Below are 13,548 nucleotides of genomic sequence, written 5' to 3' on the forward strand. Positions count from 1 at the left end.
GGGCGTGTTACCAGGGTTCGTTCCAGGGGCGCAGGTCCATCTCGAACGTCCAGGCGTCCCGGGGCTGGCTGTGCAGGTACCAGTAGTTTTCGGCGATGTGGTCAGGGTTGAGGAGGCCGTCCTGATCCTTGAGAGCATATTTTTGCGGGAAGTTCTCGCGGATGAACTCGGTATCGATGGCGCCATCGACTACTACATGGGCGACGTGGATGTTCATCGGGCCTAATTCCCGCGCCATGCTTTGGGCCAGGGCTCGGATACCGTGTTTGGCCCCGGCGAATGCGGCAAATCCCGCGGCCCCGCGCAAGCCGGCAGTGGCGCCGGTGAACAGGATGGTGCCGCGTTTACGGGTGGCCATACGCTTGGCGACTTCGCGCGCGTTCAAGAAACCGGAGAAACACGCCATCTCCCAAATCTTGAAGTACTTGCGTGCGGTTTCTTCCAGAATGCTGCAAGGCACATTGGCACCGATGTTGAAGACGAACGCTTCAATGGGCCCCAGCTCCGTTTCGATTTGCTCTACCAGTGCGATCACGTCTTCTTCTTTACGTGCATCACAGGCAAAGCCATGGGCTTGCCCGCCCGCCAATTGAATGCTGTCTACCAGTGGTTGCAGTTTGTCGGCACTACGACGGGTCACGCAGGCGATGTAACCTTCGCGGGCAAAGCGCTTGGCTATGGCGCCGCCGGTTGCGTCACCGGCGCCTACCACCAATACGATTTTGTTGTTGTGCGTCATGGGAACTCCATTGGCTCGATGATCGAGCAGGAGTTTAGTCGCCATGTCGTAAATGGCCTGGCCTGTGTGGAAATTTAAGATGAGCAGTCAGGGAGACTGCTCGGGCAGCTATTTGCAGATGACGATCATGCTGCGGCTGGTATAGCCGGCAGGGTTGAGACCGAAGGGATAGTCCCCTGGCTCTTCGGAGTTGTCGCCGGACTTGGCAATCACTCGATAACCCTTGGCGCCGCATGAATTGGCGGCACTGGTGTAGCACTGGTCCCAGGAGGAGGACAGGCCCGAACAGTTGATATGCAGTCCTTTTTTACCGCGTTTCACTTCTGTTTTAGTGGTGGCGGCACAACCCGCGATGCCTACAACCAGCAACAGTATCAAAATTCGTTTCATTCCCATCCTTAATAGCCGCCCTGCAAAGAACAGGGCTGCTTTACTCGCTCTCGAGCGAAGCGTTCATGCAGTCCGTGTCGAAATTCTCCATGAATGACATTCGGTTACGGCCTAAACATGGCCTAAATGAGCGGCAAATACCAGAGCTGGGGTTAAAGATGATCAGTCGGCGGGTACCAGTGGTTTGGATTCGTGGCGCATCGTCAAAGTGGCACCGACCGAGGCCAGGATAATGCAGGTGATGGCCAGCCACTGGGCGAGCGATAGATGCTCGTGCAGGAAAAACAGGCCGGAGAGGGCGCCGAACGCCGGCTCGATACTCATCAGTGTGCCGAAAGTACGGGCGGGAAGGCGTGTTAGTGCGACCATCTCAAGGGTGTAGGGCAGTGCAGTGGACAGAATCGCCACGCCGATGGCGACAGGGATCAGTGCTGGCGTCAGCAGCGCGGCGCCGGCATGCACGATGCCGATCGGTGCAACGAAGAGGGCGGCAATCATTACGCCGAGCGCGGCGGTCTGGACGCCATTGTCATTTCCCGCCTTTTGGCCAAACAAAATGTAGAGCGCCCAGCATACGCCGGCGCCCAGCGCGTAAGCGGCCCCTATCAGATCAACGCCGCTACTGGCCTTGTCCATCGGAATCAACAGAAGCAGGCCAATGATCGCCAGAGCAATCCACACGAAGTCGACAGCTCGGCGCGAGGCATAGATAGCTACAGCAAGCGGGCCTGTGAATTCGAGCGCTACGGCAATTCCCAGGGGGACAGTGCGCAGTGACATATAGAAGAGGAAGTTCATGCCACCTAGCGCCATCCCGTAGATGATCACTGTGCGCAGTGACTTGGCCGTCAGCTTGGCGCGCCATGGTCGCAATATGAGCAGCATGATCGCACTGGCAAAAATCAAACGCAGGGCGGTGGTGCCTTGTGCGCCGACAACGGGGAACATGCTCTTGGCCAATGATGCCCCGGATTGGATGGAGGCCATGGCGATCAACAGCAGGCCGACGGGAAACAGTGCCGAGGCCAGGCTGCGGGGTGAAGTGGTCATTGAGAGGGCTCTTCTGAGGTCGTAGTCAATAAGCAGAAGACGCTATGATGCTTAACTGTTAAGCGATGAGCAATATATTGCTCAAATCGCACGCAGTGGTTGTCTATATAGTGTAATTCTTGAGTTTGCCGCGGATTTAATAGAAAACCCAAATTAAGAGTTGACGGCAGATTCTGGAAGCCTATAATTCGCCCCACTTCCGGCGCAGTCGAAACGGAAAACTCATTGGTAAACAATGAGTTACGTAGTTTTCGGCAGTAGGTTGCTTCAGTTCATCGAAGCCAAAAGGAAGTTGAAAAAGAGGTGTTGACAGCAGCGTGTAACGCTGTAGAATTCGCCTCCCGCTTCGGAGAGATCTTAAGCGCAAGTGGTTGAAGTTGTTGAAGAAATCTTCGAAAGCTTCTGAAAATAATCACTTGACAGCAAATGAGGCTGCTGTAGAATGCGCGCCTCGGTTGAGACGAAAGATCTTAACCAACCGCTCTTTAACAACTGAATCAAGCAATTCGTGTGGGTGCTTGTGGAGTCAGACTGATAGTCAACAAGATTATCAGCATCACAAGTTACTCCGCGAGAAATCAAAGATGTAACCAACGATTGCTGAGCCAAGTTTAGGGTTTCTTAAAAACCCAAAGATGTTTGAACTGAAGAGTTTGATCATGGCTCAGATTGAACGCTGGCGGCAGGCCTAACACATGCAAGTCGAGCGGTAGAGAGAAGCTTGCTTCTCTTGAGAGCGGCGGACGGGTGAGTAATGCCTAGGAATCTGCCTGGTAGTGGGGGATAACGTTCGGAAACGGACGCTAATACCGCATACGTCCTACGGGAGAAAGCAGGGGACCTTCGGGCCTTGCGCTATCAGATGAGCCTAGGTCGGATTAGCTAGTTGGTGGGGTAATGGCTCACCAAGGCGACGATCCGTAACTGGTCTGAGAGGATGATCAGTCACACTGGAACTGAGACACGGTCCAGACTCCTACGGGAGGCAGCAGTGGGGAATATTGGACAATGGGCGAAAGCCTGATCCAGCCATGCCGCGTGTGTGAAGAAGGTCTTCGGATTGTAAAGCACTTTAAGTTGGGAGGAAGGGTTGTAGATTAATACTCTGCAATTTTGACGTTACCGACAGAATAAGCACCGGCTAACTCTGTGCCAGCAGCCGCGGTAATACAGAGGGTGCAAGCGTTAATCGGAATTACTGGGCGTAAAGCGCGCGTAGGTGGTTTGTTAAGTTGGATGTGAAATCCCCGGGCTCAACCTGGGAACTGCATTCAAAACTGACTGACTAGAGTATGGTAGAGGGTGGTGGAATTTCCTGTGTAGCGGTGAAATGCGTAGATATAGGAAGGAACACCAGTGGCGAAGGCGACCACCTGGACTAATACTGACACTGAGGTGCGAAAGCGTGGGGAGCAAACAGGATTAGATACCCTGGTAGTCCACGCCGTAAACGATGTCAACTAGCCGTTGGAAGCCTTGAGCTTTTAGTGGCGCAGCTAACGCATTAAGTTGACCGCCTGGGGAGTACGGCCGCAAGGTTAAAACTCAAATGAATTGACGGGGGCCCGCACAAGCGGTGGAGCATGTGGTTTAATTCGAAGCAACGCGAAGAACCTTACCAGGCCTTGACATCCAATGAACTTTCTAGAGATAGATTGGTGCCTTCGGGAACATTGAGACAGGTGCTGCATGGCTGTCGTCAGCTCGTGTCGTGAGATGTTGGGTTAAGTCCCGTAACGAGCGCAACCCTTGTCCTTAGTTACCAGCACGTCATGGTGGGCACTCTAAGGAGACTGCCGGTGACAAACCGGAGGAAGGTGGGGATGACGTCAAGTCATCATGGCCCTTACGGCCTGGGCTACACACGTGCTACAATGGTCGGTACAGAGGGTTGCCAAGCCGCGAGGTGGAGCTAATCCCACAAAACCGATCGTAGTCCGGATCGCAGTCTGCAACTCGACTGCGTGAAGTCGGAATCGCTAGTAATCGCGAATCAGAATGTCGCGGTGAATACGTTCCCGGGCCTTGTACACACCGCCCGTCACACCATGGGAGTGGGTTGCACCAGAAGTAGCTAGTCTAACCTTCGGGAGGACGGTTACCACGGTGTGATTCATGACTGGGGTGAAGTCGTAACAAGGTAGCCGTAGGGGAACCTGCGGCTGGATCACCTCCTTAATCGACGACATCAGCTGCTCCATAAGTTCCCACACGAATTGCTTGATTCATTGAAGAAGACGATAGAAGCAGCTTTAAGCTCCAAGCTGATAGCTCTTAGCTAATCAGTTACGCGCTCGAAATTGGGTCTGTAGCTCAGTTGGTTAGAGCGCACCCCTGATAAGGGTGAGGTCGGCAGTTCGAATCTGCCCAGACCCACCAATTTTGTTATGGGGCCATAGCTCAGCTGGGAGAGCGCCTGCCTTGCACGCAGGAGGTCAACGGTTCGATCCCGTTTGGCTCCACCACTACTGCTTCTGTTTGTATAAAGCTTAGAAATGAGCATTCCATCGTTGTGATGGTGAATGTTGATTTCTAGTCTTTGACTAGTTCGTTCTTTAAAAATTTGGGTATGTGATAGAAAGATAGACTGAACGTTACTTTCACTGGTAACGGATCAGGCTAAGGTAAAATTTGTGAGTTCTCTTAATCGAGAAATTCGAATTTTCGGCGAATGTTGTCTTCACAGTATAACCAGATTGCTTGGGGTTATATGGTCAAGTGAAGAAGCGCATACGGTGGATGCCTTGGCAGTCAGAGGCGATGAAAGACGTGGTAGCCTGCGAAAAGCTTCGGGGAGTCGGCAAACAGACTTTGATCCGGAGATGTCTGAATGGGGGAACCCAGCCATCATAAGATGGTTATCTTGTACTGAATACATAGGTGCAAGAGGCGAACCAGGGGAACTGAAACATCTAAGTACCCTGAGGAAAAGAAATCAACCGAGATTCCCTTAGTAGTGGCGAGCGAACGGGGACTAGCCCTTAAGTGGCTTTGAGATTAGCGGAACGCTCTGGAAAGTGCGGCCATAGTGGGTGATAGCCCTGTACGCGAAAATCTCTTAGTCATGAAATCGAGTAGGACGGAGCACGAGAAACTTTGTCTGAATATGGGGGGACCATCCTCCAAGGCTAAATACTACTGACTGACCGATAGTGAACTAGTACCGTGAGGGAAAGGCGAAAAGAACCCCGGAGAGGGGAGTGAAATAGATCCTGAAACCGTATGCGTACAAGCAGTGGGAGCCCACTTTGTTGGGTGACTGCGTACCTTTTGTATAATGGGTCAGCGACTTATTTTCAGTGGCGAGCTTAACCGAATAGGGGAGGCGTAGCGAAAGCGAGTCTTAATAGGGCGTCTAGTCGCTGGGAATAGACCCGAAACCGGGCGATCTATCCATGGGCAGGTTGAAGGTTGGGTAACACTAACTGGAGGACCGAACCGACTACCGTTGAAAAGTTAGCGGATGACCTGTGGATCGGAGTGAAAGGCTAATCAAGCTCGGAGATAGCTGGTTCTCCTCGAAAGCTATTTAGGTAGCGCCTCATGTATCACTGTAGGGGGTAGAGCACTGTTTCGGCTAGGGGGTCATCCCGACTTACCAAACCGATGCAAACTCCGAATACCTACAAGTGCCGAGCATGGGAGACACACGGCGGGTGCTAACGTCCGTCGTGAAAAGGGAAACAACCCAGACCGTCAGCTAAGGTCCCAAAGTTATGGTTAAGTGGGAAACGATGTGGGAAGGCTTAGACAGCTAGGAGGTTGGCTTAGAAGCAGCCACCCTTTAAAGAAAGCGTAATAGCTCACTAGTCGAGTCGGCCTGCGCGGAAGATGTAACGGGGCTCAAACCATACACCGAAGCTACGGGTATCACGTAAGTGATGCGGTAGAGGAGCGTTCTGTAAGCCTGTGAAGGTGAGTTGAGAAGCTTGCTGGAGGTATCAGAAGTGCGAATGCTGACATGAGTAACGACAATGGGTGTGAAAAACACCCACGCCGAAAGACCAAGGTTTCCTGCGCAACGTTAATCGACGCAGGGTTAGTCGGTCCCTAAGGCGAGGCTGAAAAGCGTAGTCGATGGAAAACAGGTTAATATTCCTGTACTTCTGGTTATTGCGATGGAGGGACGGAGAAGGCTAGGCCAGCTTGGCGTTGGTTGTCCAAGTTTAAGGTGGTAGGCTGGAATCTTAGGTAAATCCGGGATTCTAAGGCCGAGAGCTGATGACGAGTTAACTTTTAGTTAACGAAGTGGTTGATGCCATGCTTCCAAGAAAAGCTTCTAAGCTTCAGGTAACCAGGAACCGTACCCCAAACCGACACAGGTGGTTGGGTAGAGAATACCAAGGCGCTTGAGAGAACTCGGGTGAAGGAACTAGGCAAAATGGCACCGTAACTTCGGGAGAAGGTGCGCCGGTGAGGGTGAAGGACTTGCTCCGTAAGCTCATGCCGGTCGAAGATACCAGGCCGCTGCGACTGTTTATTAAAAACACAGCACTCTGCAAACACGAAAGTGGACGTATAGGGTGTGACGCCTGCCCGGTGCCGGAAGGTTAATTGATGGGGTTAGCTAACGCGAAGCTCTTGATCGAAGCCCCGGTAAACGGCGGCCGTAACTATAACGGTCCTAAGGTAGCGAAATTCCTTGTCGGGTAAGTTCCGACCTGCACGAATGGCGTAACGATGGCGGCGCTGTCTCCACCCGAGACTCAGTGAAATTGAAATCGCTGTGAAGATGCAGTGTATCCGCGGCTAGACGGAAAGACCCCGTGAACCTTTACTATAGCTTTGCACTGGACTTTGAATTTGCTTGTGTAGGATAGGTGGGAGGCTTTGAAGCGTGGACGCCAGTCTGCGTGGAGCCAACCTTGAAATACCACCCTGGCAACTTTGAGGTTCTAACTCAGGTCCGTTATCCGGATCGAGGACAGTGTATGGTGGGTAGTTTGACTGGGGCGGTCTCCTCCTAAAGAGTAACGGAGGAGTACGAAGGTGCGCTCAGACCGGTCGGAAATCGGTCGTAGAGTATAAAGGCAAAAGCGCGCTTGACTGCGAGACAGACACGTCGAGCAGGTACGAAAGTAGGTCTTAGTGATCCGGTGGTTCTGTATGGAAGGGCCATCGCTCAACGGATAAAAGGTACTCCGGGGATAACAGGCTGATACCGCCCAAGAGTTCATATCGACGGCGGTGTTTGGCACCTCGATGTCGGCTCATCACATCCTGGGGCTGAAGCCGGTCCCAAGGGTATGGCTGTTCGCCATTTAAAGTGGTACGCGAGCTGGGTTTAGAACGTCGTGAGACAGTTCGGTCCCTATCTGCCGTGGACGTTTGAGATTTGAGAGGGGCTGCTCCTAGTACGAGAGGACCGGAGTGGACGAACCTCTGGTGTTCCGGTTGTCACGCCAGTGGCATTGCCGGGTAGCTATGTTCGGAATAGATAACCGCTGAAAGCATCTAAGCGGGAAACTAGCCTCAAGATGAGATCTCACTGGAACCTTGAGTTCCCTGAAGGGCCGTCGAAGACTACGACGTTGATAGGTTGGGTGTGTAAGCGCTGTGAGGCGTTGAGCTAACCAATACTAATTGCCCGTGAGGCTTGACCATATAACACCCAAGCAATTTGTTTCTCGAAAGAGCATCAGATTGCGGTGTGTGAAGACGCAATGAACCGAAAGTTCGACGCTCACAAAACACCGAAAGCTGTCACATACCCAATTTGCTGAAGCGAGACCAACTGGTCGCGACTCAGTACCCGAATTTCTTGACGACCATAGAGCATTGGAACCACCTGATCCCATCCCGAACTCAGCAGTGAAACGATGCATCGCCGATGGTAGTGTGGGGTTTCCCCATGTGAGAGTAGGTCATCGTCAAGATTAAATTCCGAAACCCCTGTTTGCTAACGCAAACAGGGGTTTTGTTTTGGGCGGTTGAAAAGCCGGCTGCCTCTGGGACTCTCGCTTAAATAACGTGCCGTTGGGGAAATCAATGCAAAGTGTTTCTGCATTTTTGGTATGGTGCAGCACATTTTCACAAGGACTGATCGTTACCCGCAGGAGGCGGCGTCGCTATTTTCCAACGAGATGCTGTAGAAATGCCTGAACCGATACCTATCAAAGATCACGAAAAAGAAAACCGCCTGGTCAACAAGCGCTTGCTGGCCTGTGCACTGCTAGTGGTAGGCATCACCTGTGCCCTGGTGGGGCGTATGTATTTTCTGCAAGTGGTGCAGTACGACTACCACTCCACGATCTCGGAAAACAATCGGGTTCACGTACTGCCGATCACGCCAACTCGCGGCTTGATCTATGACCGTAATGGTGTAGTCCTGGCCGACAACCGTCCGAGTTACAACCTGACCATCACCCGTGAACGCACCACCGATCTCAAGGGTGAGCTGGACGCGATCGTCAATCTGCTGCATCTGCCTGCCGAAGACCGAGCGATGTTCGATAAGGCGCTTAAGCAGGCTCGTCACCCGTTTGTTCCGGTCACGTTGTTCTATGAGTTGAACGAAGAACAGATCGCCGTTTTGGCCGTCAACGAGTTCCGTCTACCAGGGGTGGACGTCGAGCCCCAGTTTGTCCGCCACTACCCGCTGGGTGCGCACTTTGCCCACTCCATCGGCTATGTCGGCCGCATCAATGAGAAAGAATCCAAGACCCTTGATTCCGTGGAGTACCGCGGTACCCAATCCATCGGTAAAACCGGGATCGAGCGTTTTTACGAGGCCGAGCTGCACGGCCATGTCGGTTATGAAGAGGTCGAGACCAATGCCCAGGGGCGCGTACTACGCGTGCTCAAGCACACCGATCCGATCCCTGGCAAAAACATCGTCCTGAGCCTCGACGTCAAGCTTCAGGAAGCCGCCGAAGAAGCCCTGGGCGACCGGCGTGGTTCGGTCGTGGCTCTGGACCCGCAAACCGGTGAAGTACTGGCTATGGTCAGCAAACCGAGTTTCGATCCGAACCTGTTCGTCACCGGCATCAGCTTCAAGGAATACGCCGCGCTGCACGATTCCATTGATCGGCCGCTGTTCAACCGCGTGCTACGTGGGCTCTATGCGCCGGGTTCAACCATCAAGCCGGAAGTGGCGATCGCGGGTCTCGACAGTGGCGTTGTTACCCCGCAAACCCGGGTGTTCGATCCCGGTTATTACCAGCTGCCGGACTTCGATCACAAATACCGCAACTGGAACCACAGTGGCGACGGTTGGGTAGACATGGACGCCGCCATCATGCGTTCCAACGACACTTACTTCTACGACCTGGCCCACAAGCTAGGCATCGATCGCCTGCACGACTACCTCGCCGAGTTCGGCCTTGGTCAGAAGGTGTCCCTGGACATGTTCGAAGAGTCCGCAGGTCTGATGCCCTCTCAGGCCTGGAAGCGTGCGACCCGTCGCCAGCCCTGGTTCCCAGGCGAAACCGTGATCCTCGGCATCGGCCAGGGCTATATGCAGGTGACGCCGCTGCAACTGGCTCAAGCCACCGCATTGATCGCCAATAAAGGCATCTGGAACCGTCCGCACCTGGCCAAGACCATCAACGGAGTGCCTCCGGTGGATGAGAACCCGATGCCCAACGTAGTCTTAAAAGATCCGCGTGATTGGGAGCAGGTCAACCATGGTATGCAATTGGTGATGCACGACCCACGCGGTATCGCCAGGGCGGCAGCGCAAGGCGCCCAATACCGCATCGCCGGCAAGAGCGGCACCGCCCAGGTAGTGGCGATCAAGCAGGGTGAGCGCTACAACCGCAACAAGACGCTGGAGCGTCATCGCGATAACGCCTTGTTCGTCGGTTTTGCGCCGGCCGAACATCCGAAAATCGTGATTTCCGTCATGATTGAAAACGGTGAGGCCGGAGGCCGTGTGGCTGGGCCGGTAGTGCGGCAAATCATGGATGCCTGGTTGCTTGATCAGGAAGGTCATCTCAAGCCGCAATATGCGACGCCGGCCAAAGCGCCAGGCGACCCACGCGTCTGACTCAGGCCTGCCACTCGACCCAGCGCTCTACGCCGTCATAGGCCAGCCATGGCACCTCATGGGCCATCCAGATATGCGAGGTGGGCCTGACGCCGGGATCATCGTCCAGCGTCGCCACCCGCACGATCACGTGGGGCTGATGCCCCCGTTCGGCAATCAGATGTGAGCCGCAGCGCGAGCAGAAGCGTCGGAGTTTCCCCGGCGAGGATTCAAAGGATGCCAAAAGCTCTTCACCGTGCGTCCAGCGAAAATGCTCGCGCATCACCCCGGCAGTGGCAACAAACGCAGCTGCGTGTGCTTTGCGACAGCTGTCGCAATGGCAGTGGCTGATGGGCATGTCCAGGCTGTCCACCTGATAGCGCACACCTTTGCACAAGCAACTTCCATTCAATGGGTCAGTCATAACCTATGGCCAGGTCAAGGAGGGGGTCATCATCATCGCGCACAATGCAAGGTTGCGCATTGGTCGATGTCGCCTACTGTTCAAAGAAGGAGGTGACTCATGCACGTATTAGATCGAATCGAACGCAAAGTCCTGCTCAATGCATCGCGTAAACAGGTTTGGGAGGCTCTCACGGATGCCGAGCAATTTGGCAGCTGGTTCGGTATCGCGCTCAAGGGCAAAACCTTTGTTGCCGGGCAAACCATCGAAGCGCCAATTACTTACCCAGGTTACGAACATGTAGTCTGGGAGGCCAGGATCGAACGCGTCCTGCCGCAAACCCTGTTCTCTTTCTGGTGGCATCCTTTCGCAGTGGAAGAGGGCGTCGACTACGACAACGAAACACCGACCCTGGTGGAGTTCACCATCGAGGATCGCGCCCCCGGCATCCTGCTGCGGGTTGTCGAATCCGGTTTCGACCAGGTTCCCGAGGCGCGGCGCCAGAAGGCGTTCAAGATGAACTCCCGTGGTTGGGATGAGCAGATGGGCAATATCGAAACCTATCTGAGCGAAACCCGACCAGTATGATGGTGGGAAAGGGGGCAGATCAGCCCCCCAACGTAATCACGTTCTAGAAATCAATCGACGCCGACAACTTCGCCACTCGCGGATCACCCTGGCTCAGGAACCCGCCCTGGGCCGACTCCCAGTATTTCTGGTTGGCGACGTTCTCTACCGTGGCACCCAATGTCACCTCGCGCTTGTCCACGGCGAAGGTGTAGCGCGCACCCACGTCGAAGCGGTTCCAGGCCGGCAGGCTCAGGTTGTTGGCCGCGTCGGCGTACTGCCCGCCGGTGCGCAGCATACGCCCGCTGAGGCTTACGCCTTGCAGGCCGGGCACATCCCAATCCACCCCGGCATTGAGCTGGAATGAGGGTACGCCAATGGCGCGGTTGCCATCGTTGGCGCCGTTGAGGGTACCCTTGAGTTCGGTTTTCATCAGGGTTACCCCGCCCAGCAAGCGCAGGCCGCTGACCGGTTCGCCGAATACGTTGAGCTCGACGCCCTTGTTGATCTGCTGACCTTCCCGCACATAACGGGCGGTGGTGGCGTCGATGGCTTCGGCATAACCCGCGCCGGGCTGCTCGATACGATATACACCCAGGGTCGCGCCATAGGTGCCCATGTCCACTTTGACACCCGCTTCGATCTGCTTGGACCGAGCAGGCGCATAAGCTTGCCCGCCACCGATGACCGTCAGGTTGCCTGATTTGAGCGGCGACGTCGGGCCCTGAGCCAGGCCTTCAATGCGGTTGGCATACAGAGATACGTGCTCCCACGGTTTGAACACAATGCCGTAGACCGGTGTGGTGATCGATTCGTCATAGTTGGCGGTGCGGGTACCGCTCATGTAGTTGTAACTCTGCACCACCATCTGCTGGCGACGTGCACCAACGGTCACTAACAGGCGGTCATCGAAGAACCCCAAGGTGTCGGATACCGCGACGCTGCGCACGAATGTCTTGCCGGTGATGGTCGGATCGCTGAAGTCGGTGCCTGGGGTATTGCGTGGGCTGTTGAGGGCCGGCGGCGCGCCGGTTACGGGGTTGTAGATATTGGTCGGGTTTTTTGCGCTGGCAAATACATAGGCGTTGCGCGCCTCGGTCCAGATGCCTGCCAGGCCGAAGTTAAGCCGATGGCTCACCGGGCCGGTGTGGAACTTGCCATTGAGGCCACCCATGGCACTGGTATTGTTTTCTTCGTGGGCGATAGTCGAGCCGCTGGCGCTGGCATTGCCGAGATTATCGCTCAAGGTCACCGACGAGTAGCGCCCCATTTCACGGCTGTGCTTGGCACCGGTTGCCGCGTAGGCGGTCCAGTTTTCATTCAGGTCATATTCGGCGCGCAGCATCCCCAAGGTGTCTTCAAGGTTGGTACTGCTCCAGCTTGGCGCGTAGTTGGTGTCTGCCGACGGCGCATCCGGCACCTGGGTGATGGTGCCAAGGAACACCGAGTTACGCCCACCGTTGATACGCTGCTTCTGATACACAAAATCACCGGACAGCCGCAACGCATCGCCGCGGTAATCAAGGCCGACGGCAAACAGCTTCGAACGCTGGTTTTCATCATCAATCCCGGTATCGCCTTCGCGCTGGGACAGGTTGACCCGTGCGCCAAACCGGTTGTCTTCGCCGAAGCGCTGGCCAATATCCAAGTGTTCGCCAATCCGCCCATCACTGCTGATGTCGGTACTGAAACGACGCAGTGGCACATCATCGGCGCGCTTGGGTTGCAGGTTCACGCCGCCACCAATCCCCGAGCCGGTGGGGGTGACGCCGTTGATAAAGGCGTTAGGGCCCTTGAATACCTCCACGCGCTCCAAGGCGTCAGTGGAAATGATCTGGCGCGGCAGGACACCGTACAAACCATTATAGGAAATGTCATCGCCATTCAACGGCAGGCCACGAATCATGAACGTCTGTGACTGGTTCGCATACCCCGAGGCCTGGCGCACCGAGGAGTCATTGAGCAACACGTCGCCGACGGTTTCCGCCTGCTGGTCGCGAATCAGCTTTTCGGTGTAGGAGGACATGCTGAAGGGCACATCCATGATGTCCTGGTTGCCCAGCACACCCAGTTGGCCGCCGCGTGCAACCTGGCCACCTGCAAACTCAGGGGGCAGCGCCGTGGGCGCGGGTGCTTGGGCATTGATGTTGGTGGCGCCCAGTTCCAGCACGTTGTCTGCGGCCTCGGGGGTTGCCGCCTGTGCAGCAAGGCTCACGGAGCAGCAAAGGGCGAGCAGGGTCGGGCGAAATGGCGCAGCGAAAAGATTGCAGAGGGGCATGGTCGATCCAGACGGCTAACTTATGAGGAAGGGGGCAGCGACGTTGCGCTTCCTCACTGCGCGGATACGACTCCGACGCAAATGATAGTGATTGTTATTAATGTCCTGCAACAAATTTATTCGATTGCGCACTGCGTGTGCGTTTACCCGACGCG

General features: G+C 55.1%; 7 protein-coding genes, 2 tRNA genes and 3 rRNA genes. 7 read left to right on the top strand and 5 right to left on the bottom strand.

Annotated features, from left to right (window positions below; genetic code table 11):
• Nucleotides 1-7: 7 nt before the first annotated feature.
• From IH404_RS10755 to rhtA, 3 genes are all read right to left on the bottom strand, one after another.
• On the bottom strand, nucleotides 8-739 hold the full coding sequence (locus IH404_RS10755) for an SDR family oxidoreductase (protein WP_005786768.1): 732 nt from the start codon (nucleotides 737-739) through the stop codon (nucleotides 8-10).
• Between the two features lie 108 nt (nucleotides 740-847).
• Nucleotides 848-1,129, bottom strand: a complete 282-nt coding sequence (locus IH404_RS10760; RefSeq protein WP_003190182.1) for a hypothetical protein — start codon at nucleotides 1,127-1,129, stop codon at nucleotides 848-850.
• Nucleotides 1,130-1,291: 162 nt separating this feature from the next.
• Nucleotides 1,292-2,179 (bottom strand): threonine/homoserine exporter RhtA, encoded by an 888-nt coding sequence (rhtA, locus tag IH404_RS10765; RefSeq protein ID WP_194440389.1) that lies wholly within the window; start codon nucleotides 2,177-2,179, stop codon nucleotides 1,292-1,294.
• 641 nt (nucleotides 2,180-2,820) lie between these two features.
• Here rhtA and IH404_RS10770 point away from each other — a divergent pair.
• The 6 genes from IH404_RS10770 (at nucleotide 2,821) to mrdA (ending at nucleotide 10,166) form a co-directional block, all read left to right on the top strand.
• A 16S ribosomal RNA gene (locus IH404_RS10770) occupies nucleotides 2,821-4,357 on the top strand.
• Between the two features lie 124 nt (nucleotides 4,358-4,481).
• Nucleotides 4,482-4,558: transfer RNA gene (locus tag IH404_RS10775), tRNA-Ile, on the top strand.
• Between the two features lie 10 nt (nucleotides 4,559-4,568).
• Nucleotides 4,569-4,644, top strand: a tRNA-Ala gene (locus tag IH404_RS10780).
• A 247-nt stretch (nucleotides 4,645-4,891) separates the two neighbouring features.
• A 23S ribosomal RNA gene (locus IH404_RS10785) occupies nucleotides 4,892-7,783 on the top strand.
• A 156-nt stretch (nucleotides 7,784-7,939) separates the two neighbouring features.
• Nucleotides 7,940-8,055 (top strand): 5S ribosomal RNA (rrf, locus tag IH404_RS10790).
• The 16S, 23S and 5S rRNA genes sit together here with 2 tRNA genes alongside, the layout of an rRNA operon.
• A 218-nt stretch (nucleotides 8,056-8,273) precedes the next feature.
• Nucleotides 8,274-10,166: a penicillin-binding protein 2 gene (gene mrdA / locus IH404_RS10795; protein WP_005786773.1), complete on the top strand. Its 1,893-nt coding sequence runs from the start codon at nucleotides 8,274-8,276 to the stop codon at nucleotides 10,164-10,166.
• A gap of 1 nt (nucleotide 10,167) precedes the next feature.
• Here the strand turns inward: mrdA and IH404_RS10800 are convergent, their stop codons facing one another.
• Nucleotides 10,168-10,569, bottom strand: a complete 402-nt coding sequence (locus IH404_RS10800; protein WP_005786775.1) for a GFA family protein — start codon at nucleotides 10,567-10,569, stop codon at nucleotides 10,168-10,170.
• Nucleotides 10,570-10,668: 99 nt separating this feature from the next.
• Here IH404_RS10800 and IH404_RS10805 point away from each other — a divergent pair, with 99 nt between their 5' ends.
• A complete protein-coding gene (locus IH404_RS10805) occupies nucleotides 10,669-11,136 on the top strand; it encodes an SRPBCC family protein (RefSeq protein ID WP_194440390.1) in 468 nt (155 codons plus the stop codon).
• 43 nt (nucleotides 11,137-11,179) lie between these two features.
• On the opposite strand, the gene IH404_RS10810 is transcribed toward IH404_RS10805, so the two are convergent.
• Complete coding sequence (locus IH404_RS10810) at nucleotides 11,180-13,393, bottom strand: TonB-dependent siderophore receptor (RefSeq protein ID WP_005786778.1); 2,214 nt, start codon at nucleotides 13,391-13,393, stop codon at nucleotides 11,180-11,182.
• Nucleotides 13,394-13,548: the final 155 nt, after the last annotated feature.

The sequence above is a fragment of the Pseudomonas sp. OST1909 genome (genome assembly GCF_015277575.1).
Lineage (GTDB): Bacteria > Pseudomonadota > Gammaproteobacteria > Pseudomonadales > Pseudomonadaceae > Aquipseudomonas > Aquipseudomonas synxantha_A.